The organism is Streptomyces boetiae, assembly GCF_031845405.1.
GTDB classification, from domain to species: Bacteria; Actinomycetota; Actinomycetes; order Streptomycetales; family Streptomycetaceae; genus Streptomyces; species Streptomyces boetiae.
The window spans coordinates 1-20,817 of the sequence record NZ_JAVREN010000062.1 but is presented as its reverse complement, the minus strand read 5'-3'; the positions used below and the strand labels follow the sequence as shown (position 1 = coordinate 20,817).

Genomic DNA, 20,817 nt, shown 5'->3' with positions numbered 1-20,817 from the left:
GCCCGCCTAGCTGAACGGGTGGCCGTCCGGGAAGCCGAGGAAGTGGCCCGGCAGGCCGCCGAGCAGGCCAGGCCCTGCGCCGACTGCGGGCAGCCGCAGGCGGGCGGCCTGTGCACGCTGTGCGCCTCCGCCCGCGCCACGCTGGAGCAGGCCGCGCCGTTCCCCGAGCTCGCCGAGCGGGAGCGGCTGCGCAAGGCGGTCGGGCTGACCCGGGCGGCGGTCGGCCGCGCCCTGGGCGTGAGCAGCGCAGACGTGGCCGGGTGGGAGACGGGCCGTTCCGCGTCTCCCGGGGAGCGCCGCGCCGTCTACGCCTGCCTCTTCCAGGGCCTCGCCGCCCGCTACCCTGCGCCCGCCTCTGCCCCAGCTGCGCCGCAGGTCAGCACGTCGCCGCGGCGCGGCCGCGAGGGCGCCGCGCAGGCCTCGCCCGAGGCCGCGCCCGGCGCGGACACGGCGGGTGGCGGCGACGTCCAGGAGCTGGGGTGTCGCGGCCGCCCCGGCGCCTGCGGCACAGGCATCGGTGGGCGCGGCGGCGGGGACCACCACGACGTCGTCGTCGCGGCGTCCGGGTACGTCCCGTGCCGCGAAGGCCTCGGTGGCGGCCGCCGCCGAGGCCGTGGCGCCGGATGGGCGGTTCCTCGCCGGGCTGTTGGCCGTGCTGGACGGTGCTGGGACCGCTGATGGCGGTGTGATCACCGGGGTTCGCTGGGCCTGTGGCGGAGTACAGGATTGGGCGAGGTCGGGCCACATGTCTGCCGAGCTGCGGAAGTACCGTTCGAGTTCGAGGCGCCTTCGACATCGGACGTTGAGCGGCAAGCTGTGGGGGCCGTGACGTCGGCAGCGGGTGGCTGGCTACTGGACGGGGGAAGGCGCGGTGCCTTTCCAGGGGTAGCTGTCCCAGCCGGCTTCCAGGATCGGGTTGGGGGTGTGAGCGTGGTCGCGGAGGGCTTCGCGCAGGGCGTAGGTGGAGCGCTGGGGGTCGGCGGCGCGCTCGAGCAGGAGACGGCCGAGCGGGGCGTCGGTGATGGTGACCGCGTACTCGAGGTCCCCGGCGCTGCACACCGTGACCGGCACGCCGGTTGCTGGCCGCCAGGAGTCCGGGAGGGAGGCGTTGGCGAGGTGGAAGGGCTCCATGGTGACGATCAGGCCCTGGGCGGGTCGGTCGGCGGGTATGTCGGCGAACTCTTCGTGCCCGTTCCTGATGAGGGCGGCGGTGTTGTCGATCTGCTCGTAGGCGTGCCCGAGCATGCGGGCCAGCTCCTCAAGGCGCCGGTCGGTGGCCAGGCGCAGGTGCTGGGTGGGCCGCACGGATTTGACCTCCACCAGCAGCACCAGCTCGTTGGTGATGACGATCCAGTCGACGCTGCGTGCCCGGTTGCGGCCGTAGGCGATTTCGGGGATGACCGTGGCGTCGGGCAGCAGCGCGAGCTGGCGGCCGACATAGGCCTCGAACAGGTCGCCCAGATCCTGGGCGAAGGCACTGCCGTAGCGGGCGACTCCGGTGTAGTAGATGCCCAGCGGGCTGGCCTTGGCCGGGATGAGGTGGTTCACCGGGGCGAGGTAGCCGGGACCGTAGCCGCGCAGGAAGGGCCGACCGCGCAGCGGGTTGTACTCGAAGCGGCGCCGCAGCGGATCGGCGGTCAGGCGCGCGGCGGTGTTCTCCTTGCGGAAGGCGGCGCTGTCGGTGACGAAGTGCGTCTCGGTGACGGAAGTGATTGTCTCGGCAGGGATGATGTCACAGACCGGTGCCATGCCTGCGGTGGCCAGGCAGGCGGGGTCGAACCGGCCGCCGCTGTGGACCGCCGAGGTCCACAGCAGCTGCGCGATCCGCACATAGTGAGACAGGCTGGTGCCCAGCAGGTCCTCTTCCCAGCCCGGGCGCAGGCACCGGGCAGGACGTGTCGCGGTGGTCTGCACGAGCATGGCCGCAGAACGGGCGAGCTCCGGATACGGCGGCTCCTGGTAGAGGAATTGCTCACCGGCAGTGCGCAGCAGGAAGCCCTCCAGGGATGCGAGATCGGCCGTGCCCCGGACGAAGTGGTCATCCAACTGCCCGTACATGTCCAGGATCCGCAACAGATCGGCCTCGGTCGCACCCTGCCGGTGCTCATTGCCGTAGGCCAGCGACACCCGCGCCGCGTCGGCCAGCGACCACGGCGTGTACTTGCGGTACGGACTCTTCCACCAGGTGTCCAGGTGGTACTTCGCCGACGCCCCCGCGATCAGCGGCAGCAACGCACTCGGCCTGTGCCGCCGGACCCGCGCCACGTACTCCTCGTCGCCGACCATCCGGCCTGACATTCGCCCCATGGAGACATGATTCCGCTGCCAGTGTTTCGCTGTCGCCCCGTTGGCCCGCTGCGGCTGCGGACACTGCGGGGCGCGAACCGGGGAAGCGGCATCGTCATTGCCGGTCTGCCGACATGCTGGGCGGATGATCGACTTCCTTTCCGGCACGGTCGGTGCCTTGGTGGACCCCGGGGCCCTGGCTGTCGCCGTGTTCGCCTGGCTGCTGGCCTCCTTCACCCAGCGCCGCAACCGGACCCGGGCCGACGCCGCCGCGCAGCGGGCCGACCTGGAGGCCAGAGCCGACGTACTGATCCTGGCGGTCACCGAGGCGCAGGCGGCTGCCATCACCCTTCGGCTGCAGTGGGACGGCCCCCGCGAACGGTTCCGCCTGATCACCCAGGCCGCGAGCGCCGCCGCCGGGGGCTACGCCAGGGCCCGGCTCACCGCCGCCCGGGAAGGATTGTGCGTGTTGGCCGGCGCAGCGGAGTTCGTCCGTGCTGCAGCCCGCAACGACCGGGACGCCAAGACCGCGCTGATCGGCATAGCCCTGCCCGCGGCCATCGCCCGTGTCGCGGCCGCTGCCCTCCCCCTGACCCGCAACGCCGACCCCGCGGTCGCCGCAACCGCGCAGCGCGTCCTGGAAGCCGTGCCCTCGGCCGCGCAGAAGGGTGAGGAACTCACTGAGGCCCTGCACCAGTTCGAGCAGGCAGTGCGGGCGGCCCTGACCGCCCGCACTGCCCGATGGCGGCGCCTGCCGGGCATCCGGAAGCTCACAGGCGAGACCCGACCCTGACCGACGGAGGAGAGAGGAGAGGGGGGAGCCATACCGGCTGGCTTCCTGCGGCCAAGTGCCTCCTGGGGCCGCCGAGGATGTTGGCTGGCGCGGCGCGGCCGTCCGTGCCTGGGAAGAGCACCAGACAGGACCCGAGGAGGCCGCACACCCAAGCGCCGGGAGCGGCAAGCGCGGGAAGGGGGCGGAGGCGCAGGCGATGCACGTCCAACTCGCCGGCCCCCCGAGCCCGCCGCCGTCAGCCCCTCGATTACTGGATCCTGACCTGGGGTCAGGGACGACCGGAAGCGATGAAACGAAGGGCTCGCACTGTGACGAGGCCTAAGGCAAGTGACGTGGGCGACGAGCTTGCCCCGGGGCCCGTCGCGGCGTCGCCTGCGCCCGGCGTGCGCGGGCCAATCCCGCCAGGGCTGCGACCCCTCGTTTTTCGTGCCAAGAATAACGAGAGTACGGCGTTGCTAGACGAGCGGTCGGGGCGGTACGGTTCCTCTCATCAGCCTCATGCTTACTCTTGTCTTCTCGTCGGAGGATGACGTGCGTCTCCACGTGATCGTCGAAGATCCCGATCCGGACTTCCAGAAGGCCCTGCTGGGCCTTCTGGCCAAACACGGCGGCACCTTGCAGCCCGTCGAACCCGCCACGGGCTGGACGGACCCGGAGACCGCTTCGCGTTACTACCTGTCCCTGCCTGCGACGGCGCAGCGCATCCTGCGGGAGGCTGCGACCCGCGATGACGGCTACGTACCGGCCGACGTTCTGCGCGGCCCCGGAGGGGAGGGCAGACTCACCGGAACCAGCGGTGCGTTCAAGGCCGCACTGAAGCGTGGTGTGCGCCGCGGCTGGTGGGTCGCCGACCAGCTCCCTCCCGTCCTCGCCGAAGGCCCCGGGTTCGGCAAGGTCGCCGGCTACCGCGTCCGCAGCGAGGCCCTCCCAGCGTTCCAGGCTGCTGTCGCCACCCACCAGCAGGGCGAACTGGCCAGCCAGAAGGACTGCCTCGCCGAGGGAATCCGCTCCGAGGGTGGTGACTGGGACGCCCAGCGCGCCGTCGCAGCCCTGCACGCGGTCGGTCACACGGTTGATGAGAAGCGCGCGCGGGACATCCTGCGCAAGCTCGCCGCTGCTGGCCTGCTTCAGCGCGTCGACGGCGACCGGGCTCTCTTCCGCTCCACCGCAAACGACGAGTAGGAGGGGTACCCATGCCCAAGCCCGAAGGCGGCCAGGAGGCTGATCTGTTCGCGGCGGTCGACGCGCTGCTGGAGCAGGCCGCGCCGCTCCCCGAGCCCGGGGAGCGAGAGCGGCTGCGGACGGCGGCCGGGCTGGCCCGGGCGGCGGTCGGCCGGGCCCTGGGCGTGAGCAGCGGCACGGTGGCCGGGTGGGAGACGGGCCGGTCGGAGCCGTCCGGGGAGCGCCGCGCCGCTTACGCCCGCCTCCTCCAGGGCCTCGCTGCCCGCTTCCCCGCGCCCGCCTCCGCTTCTGCTGCGCCGCAGGTCAGCACCCCGACTGCCAACGGCCGCGAGGGCGCCGCGCAGGCCTCGCCCGAGGCGGCGCCCGGCGCGGCCGCGGCGGCCGGCGGCGACGTCCAGGAGCAGGGACCCGTGGCAGCCCTGCCGCCCGCGGCGCAGGCCTCCGCGGGCGCGGCGGCGGGGACCAGGACGACGTCGTCGCCGCGGCGCCCAGGCAAGGCCCGCGCCGCGAAGGCCCCGGCGACGGCCGCGCCCGCGACCGGGGCCGTGGCGGTGGATGGGCGGTTCCCCGCCGGGCCGCTCGCGGTCCTCGACGGCCACGGCGCCGCGCACCTTGCGGACGGCCGCACGCTGGAGTGCCCGGCGGCCACTGTCGGGCAGCTGGTGGAGTGGGCGTTGGGCGCCGGGCTCGGGCAGGGGCGTCTGCACCGCGCCGGACGGGATGCCGACCCGCTCGTCGTGGTCACCGCGGCCGCCGCCGAAGGCCTGGGCCTGCCGCCGAAGTTGGAGGACCGGCGGGGCCTGCGCCTGCCGGAGGAGCATGCGGTCGTCCGGGACCTGGTCGCTGCCGGGTGGAGCTTGACGCGGCGGGGGTTCGGGCCGTGGGCGCGGGTCTACCGTCCCCTAGAGGCCGGCGGGCGGCGGCAGTGCGTGCAGCTCGCCGTCCTCCCCTGGGACGCGCTGGACACCCGCGCCTGGCCCGGCGCGGAGGAGCTTCCCGCGCCCGAACTCGCCCGCGTCCTCGGGGCCTACGCGGCCCGCGTCCTCACCCCGCGCGGCAGCACGGCCGTCAACGGCCTGGAGCTGATGACGGCGCTGCGGCCCCCGACGCAGGCGGTGCGGGACGGGGCCGGCGGCTGGACCTCCGGCCCCGTCCCCGGCTCGCTGACGCAGCCGGTGGACCCGGCGCCGCCCGAGGCCCCCGATGAGCACCCCGTCGCCGTCGGGCGGCCCGAGGACCAGGTCCTGGATGAGGAGGCCTACGAGTGGGTCCGCTCGCCGGAGCTGCTGACCGATGAGGAGTGCGCGCTGCCGTGGGCGGTGGGGCTGGACGTCAACATGGCGTTCGCCGCGGCCGCCAACCGCCTCACGGTCGGCCTGGGCGAGCCGCTGCACACCGACGGCCCCCGTTTCGACAAGCGCCTGCCCGGCGCCTGGTACGTCGACCTCTCCGGCATCGAGCTGGACCCGCGCCTCCCGTCGCCCTTCACGCCGCACGGCGGCCGCCCGTCGGGTCCGGCCTGGTACGCGACCCCGACCGTGGCCTACGCCGCCGAGCTCGGCTACGAGGTCCGCCCGCTGGAGGCGTGGATCCGCCCCGAGGCCGGGCCGTACCTGGACCCCTGGTACACCCGCCTGCGGGACGCCTACATGCAGACGATGGCCGGCCTGGGCGTCACCACCGACCTGACCGAGCCGGAGTTCCTTGAGGCGATGGCCGGCCACAAGGCCGCCGACCCCGGCGCGGCGGCCGTCCTGGCCGCGATCAAGGCCACCGTGAAGGGCGGCATCGGGAAGCTGAGGGAGCGGCCGCAGGGCGTGCGGCACCGCCCGGGGGAGCGGTGGCCCGCGCTGGAGCGCCCGACGTGGCGCCCCGACATCCGTGCCGCCGTCATCAGCTCCGCCCGGGTCAACATGCACCGCAAGATGCGAAAAATGGCCGACGCCGGAATCTACCCCCTCGCGGTCCTGTCCGACTGCGTCGTCTACCCCTCGCCGGGCCCCTCGCCGCTGGATCTCCTCCCGCGCACGCCGGAGGGGAAGCCGCTGCCCGGTGTTTTCCGCCTCGGCGTCAGCCCCGGCATGGTCAAGCTCGAAGGGGCCCGCGAATTCTGGTGGGCCGCACAGATGATGGAACAGAAGGCAAATCCCGCCCGCCACATCAAAGACGACATCCCCGAAGGGGGCGAATAAGGAATGGGCACGATCGCAGACGCCATCGAGGCCGCCCTCCAGGCCGCGCAGACCCGCCCCCTGCCCAAGACCGCCGCCGCCCGCATGCGCGTCCTGCTGCGCGCCGAGCGCGGCTCCACCCGCGCCGTCGCCGCCCGGCTGGGCATCTCCCCGCGCACCGTCCAGCGCTACCTCGCCGGACAGATCAAGAACCCCACCCCCCGCCTGGCCGCCGCCCTGGAACGCGAGGCCCGCCGCTCCTGGCAGCCGGGCGTCCGGGCCCGCGTGATCCGGCAGGCCGCCCGCGCCGGCATCACCGTGGAGACGAGGGCGCGCTTCGGTTTCACCGCCCCCGGCGGATCCACCGACGATCCCCGCCTGCGCCGCGTCACCGAGCAGCTCACCCCCGACGACACCGCCAGCCTCCTGGCCGCCCACGCCGCCGGCGCTGATGAGGACGTCCTGGCCGCCCTCCTCGGCGGCGGCCTCGGCTTCGTGTACTTCCGCGGCCACGGCACCCGCGCCGACGGCCTCGAGGTCGAGCTGCAGGACATCGACTACCTCGACATCGGGCTGTAGAGGGCCCGCGCCCTGATTCTCCCGGCCCGGCCAAGGTCGCAAAAAAATCCCGAAGATGCGCAGCTCAGATCGGTGTCCTCAGGTGCCATCGCCGGTGAGGTAGACGAGTGTGTTTGTCTCGATATCGCTGGTCAGTCCGTCGGCGAAGATGTAGAAGGACTCTCCTACGTCGAGGGGGCTGTAATCAGGAATGATGACCTGAACGTTGATCGCTCCGTCCTCGTTCGCCGTGGCATCGCGGATGCTCCTCGTGGCGTCGAAGACGTTGGCGCCGCAGCTGATTCGTACGCGCTCGTCCGGGGCGAATCCAGCACCTGTGACAGTGATCGTCTCGCCGATGGCTGCCGCGTCCGGATCGGCTCGAATGGTTGGTTCTTCGTCGATGGATTCTGGTGTGGGGGGCATGGTCTCGGGCTGGGGCGTCTCGGCCACCTCCTCGGCGGGACCGGTCTCCTCGGGCGCGGGCGGCGGTGTGCCGGCGGCGGTCTCGGCGGGCGGTGCGATGACCTCCACGACCAGTTGCTGCCCGCCATAGGTGGCAAGGGCCACAACGGCCACGGCGACGATGGCTGACGCCACCACCGCCAGACGGGCGTTGCCAGCGCTGCTGATCGTCAGTGGCCCCAGGGAGAGGTGACCGCGGATCCTGTTGTTCTGGATGCTGGCGTGGATAGCGTCCCTGCCCGCTGACTGCGTACGCAGCTCGTGCTCGAGCCGGGCGGCGAACTGCGGGTCCCTCTGCAGCGCCTGAAGAAGAAGGCCCTGCGCGGTGGCTGCCGCGGCGGGGTCTTGCTGGAGGGTTCCGTCGAAGGCCTGGCGCCCTTGTGCGGTCCCCGTCAGGGCGGAGCTGACGAGTTGGGCGACGGCTTGGCCCGCGCCTGTGCTCGCATTGGTCATGAGCATTTGGATTGCGCTCGATGCCAGTTCACCAACGTCCACGCTAACCCCCTGTTTTCAGTGACTGTCATACCGTAGTTGCTTCAGCAGGCCGTGTCCCCGTCGCGCGGAGTGGATTCCCCGCGCATATGCCTGGCCTGCGAAGCAGCTCGGCGCGGGGCTGACCACGGCCCGTGCCGACCACCGAGCCGTTCGGGAACGGCGAAGCCCGCGCGGAAGGGGCCGGCCCGCCCGCGGAGCACGGCGTGCCGCTGCCGACCGTGGAGCAGGCGGCCGCGATGGACCTGGCGGGCGCCGGCGGCCTCGTCGCCGAGCGGTGGCGGCACGACCCGCAGGAGGCCGCCGCCCTGGTGCTCCAGCTGGCGGCCGGGGGCGAGCTGGCCGCGGGCGAGGTTCTCGACGAGGCGGTCGACGCCGCCGTGCTGGCCGGCCTGCTGGCGCTGCAGGAGGCGCGCGGCGCGTCCGACCCGAGCACGGCGGCGGAGCTGTGCCTGGCCGCCGTCCCGCACCTCGCGCTCGCGGTCACCCTCGCCAGCGCCGACCTCGACTGAGCCACCCCACCCTCAGGTACCTGTCAGGTACCATTGGGGGGTGCCTTCCTTGAACATCACCTTCACCGACGACGAGATGGAAGCGGTCCGCGCGGCCGCGGCCGCCGAGGGGAAATCCCTCAAGCAGTACGTCCACGACCTCCCGCTGCGCGAGCAGCAGCGCCTGCAGTTCGTGCGCTTCGCCGCCGGCTGGGGCGAGCAGCACGCCGAGGAGTTCGACGAGGCCTTCCCCGACGAAGCCCCGCCCGCCCGGCACCAGCAGGGAGCCGAAGCAGCCTGATGGCCCCCACCCTCTACATCGACATCCCCTGGCTCCTGGACGTCCAGGAGCAGGCCGTCCCCGAGGACGTCACCGTCGCCGACTACTCCGCCTTAGTCGCCGCGGTGGCCCGCCACAAGACCCGCATCCCCCGCCCCGCCACCACCGACCCCGACCCGGCCTGGCGCGCCGCGGCCCTCCTGCACACCCTGGTCCGCCTGGAGCCGCTGCCCTACCGCAACAGCCTGTTCGCCTGCCAGGTCACGGCCGCCTACATGCACCTCTCCGGTGAGGGCATCGATCCCCCGTACGGCGCGATGGTCGACCTCGTGCGCGACATCCAGGCCCGCAAAGCCACCGTCTACACCGCCGCCGACCGCATCCGCACCTGGCGTCTGTGATCACCTTTGATCAATCCGCGAGAAATCAATCCATGGGGAGACGAGTGAGCGATTCTCTGGGAATTGTTAGCAGCAGTGGCTGGGTGCAAGAGTGGTGTCTAGCCCAAGAGAAAGATTCTCCTCAGTCGGTATGGGTAATTCCCGTCGTGGCCTGGATAATCGACGAGCATAAGGAAGCGGAGCCGGTTATCCCTGAAGGGCTCTGGCCTGAACAGGATTATAAAGGTCGCGATATCGACTGGGATAACTTCGGGATGTCCCCCGTGCGCACTATATATTCACCAAGTGCCGAGATGGGATGGCGCCCGTATCCCGGGTCATTTCCCTGGAGCATGAGCAAGTAGTGCCACTATGCTCTCGTCACCACCGCACCCTCTCTTCGCGGTGGTGCCTCCGCCACCCGTTCGCGGTGCCAGGGGTGGCCTGATTGTGAGGTTCAGCGTGGGTGTCACTGCGGTGTTCGGCTTGAGGTGTCAGCAGTGGGCGGGCGGATTGTGCTGATCAGAGCGCTGTTGGATGGCCGATCATGGTGACAGCGTTCCGGTTCTCCCGGTGACACGAGCCCGGACTGGCAGGTGCCACCATTCCCGAACCTCACACCGGGGGCGCGAGTCATCCGCGCGGGTACGGCCGGGCGCCCGAGGTTGCGCCTGGATTCTGCACGCGAAGCGGCCGGCCACCTCCCCTGCCCTTGGGCGGGGGCGTGGGCCCGGGAGTTCAAGGCCATGGGGCGGTTGTGTGGTTGTCGTGCGGCGGCTATCCCGGGGCTTTCCGGCCGGGTCCTAGAATTCGGCCGACGGCCGGGACAGGGGGTCCCGGCCCCGTGAGGGGAGTCGCCGCCATGGCGGAGAACGACACGGAGGAAGCCTTATCCGAACCCGCCCCGGAACCCGTGCCTCGCGCGCGGCGTGCCGGGCGCTGGCTGCGCCGCCGTGCCCCGCTGCTGGCTGCGGCGATGGCCGGTGTGCTGGCCGGCGCAGGGGGCGTCGCCTGGCAGACGGGCGTGATCTTCCCGGGGGAGGAGCGGGAGTGCTGGGGGGCATTGAGCCAGAACGACGTCGCCCGGCTGGTGGGTGACAACGCGTGGACGGACGTTCAGGAACAGGGCGTCACGGACTACCCGACCCACGTGGCGCCCGAAGGATCATGCCTGATCCGGGACCATAACGACGCGCTGGAAGTTCGCCTGCACGGCAGGGGGACGGCCCCGGGACCGGACACGGGACCCTTCGCTTTCAATCCGGCCGCCTGGGAGCAGCGCTTCCTCAACTCCGAGATGGCCTGGCTGGGAGGGGGCCTGACCGGTATGGCCTCCCCCGGCGAAGCGTGGGTGGCCCTGCCCACGGAGTGCTACGGCAGCGATCTCGACGGCCCGGCCATCGTCGAGATCATCGACACCTTCGACCGGCCCGTCGAAGGATATGACACCCCGCAGGAGGCCGTCCGCGCCCGGGAACTCATGGCCCGTACGGTGGTCCAGCTGGCCAACGCCGCGTTGGCGGAACTCGGTTGTCCTGGCGCCCCGCTGCCCGAGCCCCGTACCGCAAGCCTCCCCGCGCTCCAGGAGGTATCGGAGCTCTCGGGCTCCCAGCGGGAGAACCTCTGCGGCATTCCCGGCCTGACGGCACCCGCGTCGCTCATCGAAGATGTCTGGGGCCAGCGGCTGCCGGAATTCTCCGGCGACGACCCGGTGCGGGTCTGCGAACTCTACGGAGGTTCGTCCGAGTTCCAGCTGCGGCTGACGACGGTCGACCACCCCGGCCTCGTCACGCTGCTGGGGGGCGAGCCGAACTGGGGAGGTTACTACGACCGGCGGGAGAATAACGAACGCTTCTCCACCGACACCGGTTCCGGGACCATCGGTCGTCACCGGTCGTCCTACTTCGCCCGATGCCACGAAGAAACCGGCCTGTACGACGAGGACGTGGCCTTTCTCGTGCAGTATCACGGCGGCAACGACTCCGAGACCGACAACACCGCCCTCCTGCGCGACTACGTCGCCGCCGAGGCCCAACGCCTCGGCTGCCAGCCGCTCGACCCTCCCAGCCCGGACTGAACCCTCCCCCCGGCAGCGGGCACCCTCCGGCAGCCCAAGGCCAACGCCGGACGTCGGAGATGGGCCTTCGGCACGTCCCCCGCGGACCAGCATGACTCAGGAGAAGCCGGGCAGGCCCAGGCGGTTGATAGTCCAGCCCCGGCGGCACCGTCCCGGCCCAGCCATGTGGAAGGGCCGGGACGGCCCTCCCGTACTCCGGTCCGCCCGGAGGCGGGGGAGGATCGTCGCACGGGCGGGGCCTTCCGCCGCTCCTGGCGGGAGCGGGGCTGGTGGCGGGGACGTCCGCCACCAGCCCCCGCCCGGGCGCCCCTGGAGCGCGCCAGGTCCCCAACGCCCGCGGCTGCGTGTACACAGCCAGGAACGCCACTGGTACGCCTAATGGCTGGCCGTATCCGCCGTCACCTGGACGCGGCGGGCCGTCCGGCCGTTCCGAGGCGCGGGCTGGCCGGGGGCATGAGCGCGCGGATGGCGCCCGCGGTCAACTCCAGGATGTCGCGGCCGGGCTGGACCTCGGGGGTCGTACGGCCACAGCCGCAAGGGTCGGCTGGCGAGCATGCGGAGGTTGACCGCTGGGCCCGCGGTGCTAGTCGATGTGGATGATGGTGACCACCGAGACCGTCAGCACCCCGCGCCGTGCCGCGGCACGGAGGAGGGCATGAGGGCGTGCTGCGCGCCCCTGGGACCCGGAGGAGGCGGCTGGGGCCGGACGGGGCGTCAACCGTCACGGGCTCCGTTGAGACGCGAAGTAGAAGGCGTCGGCCAGAAAGTAGGCAATGGCGAACATCGGCAGCGCGATCAGCAGCACGTGCCAGAACGGTCGGCGTCGCTTCCGGGTGATCCGCCAGGTGAATAAGGCGCCGAGGAAGGTGCTGCCGCCGAGGACGACGATCAGGTTGGCGACCAGGTTGCTGGCCTCTTCCTCCGACGGCGGGGAACCCGCCAGCGCGCCCGCCAGGAAGGCCACGCACACGGCGCTCCACGCTGCCGTGGCCAGGAGTGCCTGGCCGTAGGTCGTTCCCTCCGGCGACGGCATCGGGCTGCGTGGCGGAGCCTGGGGAGGGACGCGGTTGTGCCATGGCCGGGACGGCCGCTTCCGCTGGTCTCCCGGCTTTCCTGTCTCGGTCATGCCACGACGGTAGCGATCCGATACGGGGACCCCTCCCGGAGTACCGGAGCGCCCAGCCTGCCGCGGCACGGCACGCCGCCGCCGCCGCGGGTTCGGCCCCTGGGCGCGTGTCTATCGTCCCCTCGAGGCCGGGGGGCGGCGGCAGTGCGTGCAGCTCGCCGTCCTCCCCTGGGACGCCCTGGACGCCCGTGCCTGGCCCGGCGCGGAGGAGCTTCCCGCGCCCGAACTCGCCCGGGTACTCGGCGCTTACGCCGCCCGCGTACTGACCCCTCGCGGGTCCACGGCCGTGTGCGGGCTGGAGCTGATGACGGCGCTGCGGCCCCCGACGCAGGCGGTGCGGGACGGGGCCGGCGGCTGGACCTCCGGCCCCGTCCCCGGCTCGCTGACGCAGCCGGTGGACCCGGCGCCGCCCGAGGCCCCCGATGAGCACCCCGTCGCCGTCGGGCGGCCCGAGGACCAGGTCCTGGATGAGGAGGCCTACGAGTGGGTCCGCTCGCCGGAGCTGCTGACCGATGAGGAGTGCGCGCTGCCGTGGGCGGTGGGGCTGGACGTCAACATGGCGTTCGCCGCGGCCGCCAACCGCCTCACGGTCGGCCTGGGCGAGCCGCTGCACACCGACGGCCCCCGTTTCGACAAGCGCCTGCCCGGCGCCTGGTACGTCGACCTCTCCGGCATCGAGCTGGACCCGCGCCTCCCGTCGCCCTTCACGCCGCACGGCGGCCGCCCGTCGGGTCCGGCCTGGTACGCGACCCCGACCGTGGCCTACGCCGCCGAGCTCGGCTACGAGGTCCGCCCGCTGGAGGCGTGGATCCGCCCCGAGGCCGGGCCGTACCTGGACCCCTGGTACACCCGCCTGCGGGACGCCTACATGCAGACGATGGCCGGCCTGGGCGTCACCACCGACCTCGACGACGAGGCGTTCCTCGAGGCGATGGCCGGCCACAAGGCCGCCGACCCGGCGATGGCGGCGGTGCTCTCCGCGATCAAGGCCACCGTCAAGGGCGGCATCGGGAAGCTCCGCGAACGCCCGCAGGGCGTGCGTCACCGGCCCGGTGAGCGGTGGCTCGCTTTGGAGCGCCCGACGTGGCGCCCCGACATCCGTGCCGCCGTCATCAGCTCCGCCCGGGTCAACATGCACCGCAAGATGCGGAAAATGGCCGACGCCGGAATCTACCCCCTCGCGGTCCTCTCCGACTGCGTCGTCTACCCCAGTCCTAGCCCCTCCCCGCTCGGTCTCCTGCCCCGCGACCCGGCCACCGGAAAGCCGCTACCCGGTGTTTTCCGGCTCGGGGTCTCCCCGGGAATGGTCAAGCTGGAAGGCACCCGCGAATTCTGGTGGGCGGCCCATCTGATGGAGCAGAATGCGAACCCTGCCCGCCACATCAAGAACGACGCTTTCGGGGGGGGACGAATAACCGTGGGCGCTATCGGTGACAGCATCGAGGCTGCGTTGCAGGCCGCGAGCACCCGCCCGCTGCCAGCGTCCCCGACGAAGCGGATGGAGATCATCGTCCGGGCGGAGAATGGCTCGACGAAGCGCGCCGCGGCCCGGCTGGGCTGCTCGCAGCGGCAGGTCGAGCGCTACCTGAAGGGGGAGGTGCGCCGCCCGACCCCGCGCCTGGCGGCCGCGCTCGAGGGGGAGGCCCGCCGCGACTGGCAGCCGCGGGTGCGGCAACGCGCGATCCGCCGGGCCGGGCAGGTCGGTATCACGGTGGAAACGCGCGCGCGGTTTGGGTTCCGCGCCGCCGCGGGGTCGACGGACGACGCGAGGATGCGGCGGATCACCGAGCAGATCGATCCCTGGACCGCCCGCGCGTTGCTGGCCGCCTACCAGGCAGGGAAGACCGAGGACCAGCTGAGCGAGATCCTCGCCGAGGGCCTCGCCTACGCCTACTTCCAGGACCGCGGCCGCCGCGCCGCAGGCCTGGACGTCACCATGACCGACATCGACTACCTCGACGTCGAACTCGGGTAACCGGCGGTGACCTGGAGGGTGGACCAGAACCGGCCGGGGCGGCTGTTCATTACCGGCCGGACTCTGATCCCGGCGCCGCCTGCTTGGATGTGAGACGACTACGGGAGGGAACTCATGGCTATCAACATCGAGTTGCTGTGGAACCAGGGCCTGACTCTGGGCGAGCTGGAGGAGTTCGTCGCGCACGCCCGGGCTGCCGGCGGTGACGCCGCGACACCGATCGAGGAGATCACGCACGACCAGGACCCCACGCTGCACCTCGGTTGGCGCGTGACCGCTCAGGGAGTGACACGGCCGACTCGCCTGGTGGCCATGCCTCACCGCCTCATGTGGAACCTGCACAGCATGCTGGAGCAGATCGGCGGCGGTGACGGTGACGTCCGCGGACTGCTCAGCGAGATCATCGACCTCGACGCCGAGCTCTGGGAGGCACTCATGAAGCATGTCGGGGAATGACGTGCTCTACCAGGGAGGCCTCTCCCGGGGCAGGTCTCCCTGGCAGCGTCCCTCGCGGATGACGCCAGCAGGTCAATGGCCAGGGCCGACCCACCAGACGAACGGGGCGTCCCACAGGGCTCTGATCTCGTCCTCGCTCGGCACGTGGTCGTCCTGGAAAACCTGCTGAGCACGCTGCTTCGCTACGTCCACGGCCGCCGTGAGGGCCCGCCGGAGACGAGTGAGAAGGAGGTGCGCGGAGTCCTCGGTGATCGGGTCCAGGACATCCCGGGTACGGGCAGAGTCCCAGCCGGCCACCACCCAGGCCGCGTCCAGCAGCTTCTTCGCGGATGCCGCGGCGACAGCGAAGGGCGCCCCGGCCTCCGGCGCCTGCTCATCAAGGCGTCCCTTGACGGCGCGGGCGTTGTTCCAGCCCGTCCAGACACCTTCCTGACGGTCCCGTTCGCTTCCACTGGAGACTCCCTGGGCGACCGGCGGGTACTCCAGCACCAGGGCCGCCGCGGCGTACCAGTCCCGGGCCGCTGCCTCGACGGGCGCCGCGCCGATGAGGTTCGCGCGTAGCCGCTCAACTTGATACCCCCGCGTCTGCAGATCCCGCTTGGCCGACTCGCACTCCGAGCACAGCGGCGGGCCATAGCGCCCCGGAGAAGTCCACGAGCGGCTGGTACGAGGGATGTCCTGCCCGCAGGCAGCACACAGAACGCCGGACGGGCAGGGCCCGATCGCCTGCAGCATCTCGTTCACCGTGAGACCAGCGGCATCCGCCAAAGCACGCGAACCGATGCCGCGTTGCTGCCAGTAGATATGCCGCACGGCGGCGATGAGAACGGGGTCATGGACAGCCTCCGCCGCCTCACGCAACTGGGCCACCCGCTCGATCACCACCGCCTCCGCCCGCTCCCGGGTCCGCTGTGCGCGGGCAAGGACTCCCTCAGCTCCCACAAAGTCACGCAGCGCAGTGGTGAGCTGTTCCACAGCATCGGGGCGCTCGTCCTCGGACATGCGCAGAGCCTAGCCCCGACTGCCGACCACCTGCGGGGACTTGTGCCCCCTCGCGCCCGCCGCCAGCACCCCGGCTGACTGCCGCCGTGCCTGGCCGACTGCGGGGATGCGCTAGGGTGCCGTCTTGCGGCAGCACGCGCCTGCCAGACTCCCGGCCCGGATGAGCACCCACGCCACCAGGCACGCGGACAAGGGTCACCGACTCGCGCGCCCCCTGACTGAGTATCAATCCCTGCTGCGGCATGGGCGTGGGCATGCCGCGGGAGGAATCGCCGTGGGCCAGGACAAGAAGCGTAAGGCGGAGCTGCGCCAGGCGCAGCGGGACACCGGGCAGCGCTACACCCGGCTGGCCCGGGAGACGCGCGAGCGGACCGGGCGGGGCTTCCGGCTCGCGGAGCTGCTGGCCGAATGCGCCACCTTCCCCCGCACCTCGCCCCCCTGGCCCGCTGGCGGCCCGGATGGCGACGCGTTCGCCCCCGACGTCTTCGCCTCCCAGCTGCTAGGGGAGCCCGTCCCCTTCGGCACGGTACTGGCGCTGGCCGGCGCCCTCTCCGAGGAAGGGCCACAGGCCCGCCTCGTGCTGGAGTCCGTCCGCTCCGGGCACGCGGCCGTCGTCGCCTGCGGCGCGCGCCGCTTCCAGCTGGTCCTCAGCCAGGACATGGCCAACGAGCTGTGCCGGACGCCGCGATGCGGCAGCCAGATGGTGAACTGGGCGATCGTGTACTGCTCCTCCCATCTGGCCGCCTGCCGGAGCGAGGACCTGGTGGCGATGGCCCAGACCTGGGGGTACGCCCTGTACGAGGAGGCCGGCCAGACACCGGAGCGTGGTGAAGGCAGCCACGAGGCCGACCTCCTGGTCCAGGCGGCCGTGCCCCGCGGGGCCTTCCGCGAGGTGAGCACCGCCTTCCTCCACGCCTGCTTCGAGGATCCTCAAGTCCTCGACGAGGAGTTCTGGGACCCCGACCGGGCCCTCGCCGTCCGGCACGCGATGGCCCGCGAGGAACTACGGCTCCTGCGCGTCGCCGAACGCGCAGCACGCCGCATCCGCCAGGCCGCCGGAGCATGCGAGGGGTGCGGGGCCGACCTGCCGCCGACGGCAGCCGTCCTCCACCTGCCGCCGCAGTTCTGCTCCCGAGCGTGCGCACCCCCACCACCCCCATCCGCCCCAATGGCCCGCCCGTCACCCTGGGACGCCAACCTGTAGCGCGGCCGCCTGCTGTCCCGGGGAACACCCCAGGCCCGGGGCAGCAGGCGAACCCGATGGCCTGTCTCGACACCGGTACGCCGCAGACGGGAGAATGAGGGGTATGAGCGCATCGCCAGCCCGTCAGGGCGAGCCGCACGGCGACCCCAGGGAGCGGGTGCCGCGCACCGCCGACGGCATCGCGGCCGCCCTGTCGCCGGCGCGCAGGATGGAGTTCTACCGCGAGCTGGGCACCGCCCCCCTGGAGAAGGCCGAGGCGGTGCTGCGCAGCTGGTGGTGCGAGGCGATGCTGGACACCGACCCGGAGGCCGACCGGGTCACGGCGGCCGCGCTGGACGGCACCCTGCCCCTGGCCAGCGTCGCCTCCGTGCTCGCCCGCCGCCAGGCACGCGGGCTGCCCGTTGAGTGACCCGTTAGACGGCCCCGACGTCGACCCGGGCGAGGGCTGGCCCTGCTACCTCGCGCCCGAAGCCGAGAGCTTCCTCCTGGACCCGGCGACTGACCCGCAGTTGTTCTCCGCCGTCCTGGCCGCCACTGTCGCCATCAACACCCACCGCGGCGACGTCCCCGGCCACAGCGCCTCGGCGAAGTGGCCCGAGCAGCGCCGCCTGGCGCTCGGGCCGGACGGTGCGCTGGGCGTGGCGGAGTACGTCGTCGTCGCGCACGCGGACCCTCCGCACTGCGTCCTCACCCGCGTCCAGCCCTACTGACCACCCTGGCCGCCCGGCGGGCTCGCCGGTGCGGGCGTACCGCGTTATGGCGCGAGGGCGGGGCGGGCGAACCGGACTCTGCTGCTTTCCCCGCCCTGCTCAAGGGAAATGGGTGAGGACAGTTCGGTGAGCTCCCAGGTGTCGGCGCCGGCCGGGAGCCGGTAGCCCCGCAGCATGGTGGCGGAACTGGAGGTGTCGACGCCGAATGCCCACACCGTGCCGTCGTCTGTCTGCACTTCTGCTCCTGCGCCGGGCAGGTCTGGGAGCTGTCCCGTCTCCCTGTAGTCCAGCTGGTCCGCTCCAGGCAGGTCGGACTCGTCGTCAGGGTCTTCAGAGCCGACGATTCTGCCGCTGCCGTCTTCGGCGAAGGACCAGGAGTTCAGCCGGCCGAGTTCGGCGCTGGTGATGGTCTCAGCGGACCGGCTGGCGGTCTCCGCCGTGATGTTCACCCTCCAGACGGACCCGTCGGCGCAGCCGACGTGAAGGATGTCCGGGTCGGTGCCGTCGAAGATGACTTGGAGGGGTTGGATCTGAGCGTTGTTGATGATCCCCCGCAGATCCACGGCCTGCTCCGAGCCGTCAGCGAGACTGTAGAGGGGGATGGCGCCCGAGGCCCTTTCCTCGTCATTCAGCTCAACGCTGCGCAGCACTGTTTGGAGGTCCGCGGAGACCCCCAGCGGCTCCGGTTCCCAGTCCATTCCCTCATCGTGCATGACCAGGGGGCTGGTGATCGCCTCGCCGGTTTCCGGTACGTAGCTGACGAACCCGTAATCCCGCGTGTACTCGTCCTCGACGTTGTAGGCCACCGTAACGAGCCAGGCGCCCTCCGGCATCGGGAACGCCCCAGGTGCGCCTGCCGGGGCGCCCGCTCCGGTCTCCGTCGGTTCCTGCGGGTTCCCCTGGACGCCCGCGGCTCCTCCAGGGTCGGTGGAGTCTGCCGGCGGGGCGGTTCCGTCGCCGTCAATCAGCTGGATGGCGCCGTACCCGCCGAGCGTCAGCACCACCACGGCGCTTGCCGCGGCGACCGCCAGCGCGATCCGGGTGCCGCGGGTGTTGTTCACGGTGACCGGGCCAACGGTGATCTGGCTGCGGCGCATGGTGCCGCTGACGTTGATGTAGTTGGTGTCTCTGCCAGCGTTCTGATCCCTGGGGGCGGCAGCCACCGCCTGCTGCAGCCGGGCTGCGAAGTCCGGGTCCGAGTTGATCACCTGGGTGATCAGCTCCCGCATCGCCGTCACCGATCCCGGCGTCTGCTGCGCGACCCCGTCCAAGACCTGCTGGCCTTGCGAGGTGGCGACCAGCCGGGCCCGTACCAGCTCGGCGACTCCCGTACCGACGCCCGTGCTCGCGCTGGTCAGCAGCAGGTTCACAGCACTGGCTGCGAGCTCGCCCGCGTTCATACACACTCCCTGGCTCGAAACTGCTTGGACCATAGAAGTGAGGCATGGGAACAGCCGGCCGTTTGAGCAACAGTTGAGGTCGCATATGCCCGCCACGGATGCCGGGGCGCTGTGGGCGCCCGCGCGGCGCCAAGATCCGGCAGCCAGGTCGTCGGGCAGGTTCACCGGCTTGGCGGCGGGCGCGGGCGGCGCCCGCGGCGCGGGCACGGCGGGCGGGAAGGGACAGGCGCGGTAAGCGGGTTCGGCTCATGGCCCTGTATTCCACCGGCCCGGCGGGTCCGGCCGCAGGGACTTTCCCAAGGCGTTGTGCGGGCGCCTGGCGCCCGGCCAGGGTGGGGCTGGCCGGTTCCCCTGCCCCGGCCCCGGAACCCCCCCGCTCCGCCCGGCGCGGCCCTACACCCAGGGCAGGTACCCAGCTCCTAGTCCACTGACCTGGGGGGATTGTCGGTGGGGTACCGGGACGCTACCGTTGTGGGTATGCCAGCCCTGAACGTGGAATTCAGCGAGGCGGAGCTCGAGGCGCTCCGCGCGATCGCCACCGAGCGCGGGGTGACTCTCAAGGCCCTGGTGCGCGAGGCCACCACCGCCGATATCGAGCGCCACCGCGCGCTGAAGGAAGGCGCCCAGGTCTTCCGCACCTTCTTCGAGCGGCACGCCGAGGAGTTCGCCGCCGCGTTCCCCGACGACGAGCAGCAGCTCCCCGGCACCGGGACGCAGGCCGCCTGACCCATGCCGCCCGTGATCTACATCGACGTTCCCTGGCTGCTCCAGCGCCACGAAGAGGTCCTGCCCAAGCAGCCCACCGTCGCGGACTTCTCCGCGTTAGTCGCCGCCGTCGCCCGCCACCGCGTCGACCCACCCCGCCTGGGCACCGACTCCGACCCCGCCTGGCGCGCCGCCGCCCTCCTGCACACCCTTGCCCTCCTCAAGCCCTTGCCGGCCAGCAGCGTGCGGTTCGCCTGCTCGGCCGCGGTGGCGTACATGCACATCTCCGGCGAGGGCATCGACCCGCCCTACGGCGCCCTGGTCGACCTCGCCCGCGAGATCCTGGACGGCCGCGCCGACATCTACACCGCTGCCGACCGCATCCGCACCTGGCGCATCTGACCTCCTTGCCGCCGAGCCCCGCGGACGCCGACGAGGGGCCGTCACCGGCGAGTGCGCCAGGAAGGAGGAGGATCGGGCCGACGCTCGATCTGCCGCGCTGCGGATCGTTCCCAGCTGTCCGCACCGTCGAGCGACCGGCACCGGAGGTGGAGAAGAACCGTTGTCTCCACCGTGTGATAGTCCAGGTCGACGTAGGCGGTGGCGGTGCCGCCGGCGGCCATGGGGCCGAGGTCGACACTCTCCGCGCGGCCGTAGCCCGAGAAAGGGGCCTCGTAGGGCTCGCCGCGCATCCCGTCCACGCCCTCGCCGGACGCGCTTACCGTGACGCTGCCGAGCGCCGGACCGCCGGTCTGCCGCAGAACGAGAACCCCACGCGGAACATTGGAGTCCGACGTGTCGGTGTACCCCGACTCGATGACGAACTGCGGCCCACGAGCGTCCTTGCGGTCCGCCTCCTCCCCCTCGATCTGCCTCAGCATCAAGGCCACCTGCTCCCGGGCGGCCTCCACCTGAGCCTCGGCCGACTGGGCCGCGCCCTTAGAGCTCGTAACACGATCATGGTGTGTGGTGTTTCAGGCGTCGCCAGCAGATGAGGCCGCTGGCGAGGGAGACGAGGGCGTTGTGCAGGTCGAGTCGGCGTTCCCAGCGGTTGGCGAGGCGTT

22 protein-coding genes and 1 pseudogene are annotated in these 20,817 nt (G+C 71.9%); 17 read left to right on the top strand and 6 right to left on the bottom strand.

Going from position 1 to position 20,817, the window contains the following annotated elements; all coding sequences use genetic code 11:
* Positions 1 to 18: 18 nt before the first annotated feature.
* On the top strand, positions 19 to 678 hold the full coding sequence (locus RM780_RS25415; RefSeq protein WP_311633237.1) for a helix-turn-helix domain-containing protein: 660 nt from the start codon (positions 19 to 21) through the stop codon (positions 676 to 678).
* 171 nt (positions 679 to 849) lie between these two features.
* On the opposite strand, the gene RM780_RS25410 is transcribed toward RM780_RS25415, so the two are convergent.
* On the bottom strand, positions 850 to 2,307 hold the full coding sequence (locus RM780_RS25410) for a hypothetical protein (protein WP_311633236.1): 1,458 nt from the start codon (positions 2,305 to 2,307) through the stop codon (positions 850 to 852).
* A gap of 124 nt (positions 2,308 to 2,431) precedes the next feature.
* Here RM780_RS25410 and RM780_RS25405 point away from each other — a divergent pair, with 124 nt between their 5' ends.
* From RM780_RS25405 to tpg (RM780_RS25390), 4 genes are all read left to right on the top strand, one after another.
* The gene (locus tag RM780_RS25405; protein WP_311633235.1) at positions 2,432 to 3,079 is read left to right on the top strand and encodes a hypothetical protein; all 648 of its coding nucleotides are present in this window, start codon (positions 2,432 to 2,434) and stop codon (positions 3,077 to 3,079) included.
* A 498-nt stretch (positions 3,080 to 3,577) separates the two neighbouring features.
* Positions 3,578 to 4,261 carry a hypothetical protein gene (locus tag RM780_RS25400; protein ID WP_311633234.1) on the top strand — a complete coding sequence of 228 codons (684 nt, stop codon included), beginning with the start codon at positions 3,578 to 3,580 and terminating at the stop codon, positions 4,259 to 4,261.
* An 11-nt stretch (positions 4,262 to 4,272) separates the two neighbouring features.
* The gene (gene tap / locus RM780_RS25395) at positions 4,273 to 6,453 is read left to right on the top strand and encodes a telomere-associated protein Tap (protein ID WP_311633233.1); all 2,181 of its coding nucleotides are present in this window, start codon (positions 4,273 to 4,275) and stop codon (positions 6,451 to 6,453) included.
* Between the two features lie 3 nt (positions 6,454 to 6,456).
* Positions 6,457 to 7,011: a telomere-protecting terminal protein Tpg gene (gene tpg / locus RM780_RS25390; RefSeq protein ID WP_311633232.1), complete on the top strand. Its 555-nt coding sequence runs from the start codon at positions 6,457 to 6,459 to the stop codon at positions 7,009 to 7,011.
* 78 nt (positions 7,012 to 7,089) lie between these two features.
* Here the strand turns inward: tpg (RM780_RS25390) and RM780_RS25385 are convergent, their stop codons facing one another.
* Complete coding sequence (locus tag RM780_RS25385) at positions 7,090 to 7,950, bottom strand: hypothetical protein (protein WP_311633231.1); 861 nt, start codon at positions 7,948 to 7,950, stop codon at positions 7,090 to 7,092.
* 203 nt (positions 7,951 to 8,153) lie between these two features.
* Here RM780_RS25385 and RM780_RS25380 point away from each other — a divergent pair, with 203 nt between their 5' ends.
* The 4 genes from RM780_RS25380 (at position 8,154) to RM780_RS25365 (ending at position 11,175) form a co-directional block, all read left to right on the top strand.
* Positions 8,154 to 8,459, top strand: coding sequence for a hypothetical protein (locus tag RM780_RS25380; protein WP_311633230.1), 306 nt, complete (start codon positions 8,154 to 8,156; stop codon positions 8,457 to 8,459).
* Between the two features lie 40 nt (positions 8,460 to 8,499).
* Positions 8,500 to 8,739, top strand: a complete 240-nt coding sequence (locus RM780_RS25375) for a hypothetical protein (RefSeq protein WP_311633229.1) — start codon at positions 8,500 to 8,502, stop codon at positions 8,737 to 8,739.
* Positions 8,739 to 9,119 carry a toxin Doc gene (locus RM780_RS25370; RefSeq protein WP_311633228.1) on the top strand — a complete coding sequence of 127 codons (381 nt, stop codon included), beginning with the start codon at positions 8,739 to 8,741 and terminating at the stop codon, positions 9,117 to 9,119. The genes RM780_RS25375 and RM780_RS25370 overlap by 1 nt, the downstream gene beginning before the upstream one ends.
* An 841-nt stretch (positions 9,120 to 9,960) precedes the next feature.
* Positions 9,961 to 11,175, top strand: a complete 1,215-nt coding sequence (locus RM780_RS25365) for a hypothetical protein (protein WP_311633227.1) — start codon at positions 9,961 to 9,963, stop codon at positions 11,173 to 11,175.
* Between the two features lie 721 nt (positions 11,176 to 11,896).
* On the opposite strand, the gene RM780_RS25360 is transcribed toward RM780_RS25365, so the two are convergent.
* Positions 11,897 to 12,301: a hypothetical protein gene (locus RM780_RS25360; protein ID WP_311633226.1), complete on the bottom strand. Its 405-nt coding sequence runs from the start codon at positions 12,299 to 12,301 to the stop codon at positions 11,897 to 11,899.
* An 82-nt stretch (positions 12,302 to 12,383) separates the two neighbouring features.
* Between RM780_RS25360 and tap (RM780_RS25355) the strand changes: the two are divergent.
* From tap (RM780_RS25355) to RM780_RS25350, 3 genes and pseudogenes are all read left to right on the top strand, one after another.
* A pseudogene (gene tap, locus RM780_RS25355) lies at positions 12,384 to 13,688 on the top strand (telomere-associated protein Tap); the annotation flags it as partial.
* A gap of 30 nt (positions 13,689 to 13,718) precedes the next feature.
* Positions 13,719 to 14,276: a telomere-protecting terminal protein Tpg gene (tpg, locus tag RM780_RS27930; RefSeq protein ID WP_394813079.1), complete on the top strand. Its 558-nt coding sequence runs from the start codon at positions 13,719 to 13,721 to the stop codon at positions 14,274 to 14,276.
* 114 nt (positions 14,277 to 14,390) lie between these two features.
* The gene (locus RM780_RS25350; RefSeq protein ID WP_311633225.1) at positions 14,391 to 14,732 is read left to right on the top strand and encodes a hypothetical protein; all 342 of its coding nucleotides are present in this window, start codon (positions 14,391 to 14,393) and stop codon (positions 14,730 to 14,732) included.
* Between the two features lie 72 nt (positions 14,733 to 14,804).
* Here the strand turns inward: RM780_RS25350 and RM780_RS25345 are convergent, their stop codons facing one another.
* Positions 14,805 to 15,734, bottom strand: a complete 930-nt coding sequence (locus RM780_RS25345; protein WP_311633224.1) for a hypothetical protein — start codon at positions 15,732 to 15,734, stop codon at positions 14,805 to 14,807.
* Positions 15,735 to 16,008: 274 nt separating this feature from the next.
* Here RM780_RS25345 and RM780_RS25340 point away from each other — a divergent pair, with 274 nt between their 5' ends.
* The 3 genes from RM780_RS25340 to RM780_RS25330 all read left to right on the top strand — a co-directional run bounded on the left by RM780_RS25340 (position 16,009) and on the right by RM780_RS25330 (position 17,648).
* Entirely contained in the window at positions 16,009 to 16,938 is a 930-nt protein-coding gene (locus tag RM780_RS25340) for a hypothetical protein (RefSeq protein WP_311633223.1), read from the top strand.
* Between the two features lie 103 nt (positions 16,939 to 17,041).
* Positions 17,042 to 17,347 (top strand): hypothetical protein, encoded by a 306-nt coding sequence (locus RM780_RS25335; RefSeq protein WP_311633222.1) that lies wholly within the window; start codon positions 17,042 to 17,044, stop codon positions 17,345 to 17,347.
* The gene (locus RM780_RS25330) at positions 17,340 to 17,648 is read left to right on the top strand and encodes a hypothetical protein (RefSeq protein WP_311633221.1); all 309 of its coding nucleotides are present in this window, start codon (positions 17,340 to 17,342) and stop codon (positions 17,646 to 17,648) included. Before RM780_RS25335 ends, RM780_RS25330 begins: the two co-directional genes overlap by 8 nt.
* 44 nt (positions 17,649 to 17,692) lie before the next feature.
* Here RM780_RS25330 and RM780_RS25325 read toward each other — a convergent pair whose 3' ends face one another.
* Positions 17,693 to 19,048, bottom strand: coding sequence for a hypothetical protein (locus RM780_RS25325; protein ID WP_311633220.1), 1,356 nt, complete (start codon positions 19,046 to 19,048; stop codon positions 17,693 to 17,695).
* A gap of 477 nt (positions 19,049 to 19,525) precedes the next feature.
* Between RM780_RS25325 and RM780_RS25320 the strand changes: the two genes are divergently transcribed.
* Positions 19,526 to 19,774, top strand: coding sequence for a hypothetical protein (locus RM780_RS25320; RefSeq protein ID WP_311633219.1), 249 nt, complete (start codon positions 19,526 to 19,528; stop codon positions 19,772 to 19,774).
* 3 nt (positions 19,775 to 19,777) lie between these two features.
* Positions 19,778 to 20,155: a toxin Doc gene (locus RM780_RS25315; RefSeq protein ID WP_311633218.1), complete on the top strand. Its 378-nt coding sequence runs from the start codon at positions 19,778 to 19,780 to the stop codon at positions 20,153 to 20,155.
* A 41-nt stretch (positions 20,156 to 20,196) separates the two neighbouring features.
* Here the strand turns inward: RM780_RS25315 and RM780_RS25310 are convergent, their stop codons facing one another.
* Positions 20,197 to 20,634: a hypothetical protein gene (locus RM780_RS25310; RefSeq protein ID WP_311633217.1), complete on the bottom strand. Its 438-nt coding sequence runs from the start codon at positions 20,632 to 20,634 to the stop codon at positions 20,197 to 20,199.
* Positions 20,635 to 20,817: the final 183 nt, after the last annotated feature.

Coding starts and splice junctions, on each gene's coding strand:
- RM780_RS25345 (WP_311633224.1), bottom strand. CDS start 15,734: ATGTCCGAGGACGAGCGCCCCGATGCTGTGGAACAGCTCACCACTGCG.
- RM780_RS25400 (WP_311633234.1), top strand. CDS start 3,578: ATGCTTACTCTTGTCTTCTCGTCGGAGGATGACGTGCGTCTCCACGTG.
- tpg (WP_311633232.1), top strand. CDS start 6,457: ATGGGCACGATCGCAGACGCCATCGAGGCCGCCCTCCAGGCCGCGCAG.
- RM780_RS25365 (WP_311633227.1), top strand. CDS start 9,961: ATGGCGGAGAACGACACGGAGGAAGCCTTATCCGAACCCGCCCCGGAA.
- RM780_RS25315 (WP_311633218.1), top strand. CDS start 19,778: ATGCCGCCCGTGATCTACATCGACGTTCCCTGGCTGCTCCAGCGCCAC.
- RM780_RS25410 (WP_311633236.1), bottom strand. CDS start 2,307: ATGGGGCGAATGTCAGGCCGGATGGTCGGCGACGAGGAGTACGTGGCG.
- RM780_RS25325 (WP_311633220.1), bottom strand. CDS start 19,048: ATGAACGCGGGCGAGCTCGCAGCCAGTGCTGTGAACCTGCTGCTGACC.
- RM780_RS25360 (WP_311633226.1), bottom strand. CDS start 12,301: ATGACCGAGACAGGAAAGCCGGGAGACCAGCGGAAGCGGCCGTCCCGG.
- tap (WP_311633233.1), top strand. CDS start 4,273: ATGCCCAAGCCCGAAGGCGGCCAGGAGGCTGATCTGTTCGCGGCGGTC.
- RM780_RS25370 (WP_311633228.1), top strand. CDS start 8,739: ATGGCCCCCACCCTCTACATCGACATCCCCTGGCTCCTGGACGTCCAG.
- RM780_RS25310 (WP_311633217.1), bottom strand. CDS start 20,634: ATGCTGAGGCAGATCGAGGGGGAGGAGGCGGACCGCAAGGACGCTCGT.
- RM780_RS25335 (WP_311633222.1), top strand. CDS start 17,042: ATGAGCGCATCGCCAGCCCGTCAGGGCGAGCCGCACGGCGACCCCAGG.
- RM780_RS25320 (WP_311633219.1), top strand. CDS start 19,526: ATGCCAGCCCTGAACGTGGAATTCAGCGAGGCGGAGCTCGAGGCGCTC.
- RM780_RS25350 (WP_311633225.1), top strand. CDS start 14,391: ATGGCTATCAACATCGAGTTGCTGTGGAACCAGGGCCTGACTCTGGGC.
- RM780_RS25405 (WP_311633235.1), top strand. CDS start 2,432: ATGATCGACTTCCTTTCCGGCACGGTCGGTGCCTTGGTGGACCCCGGG.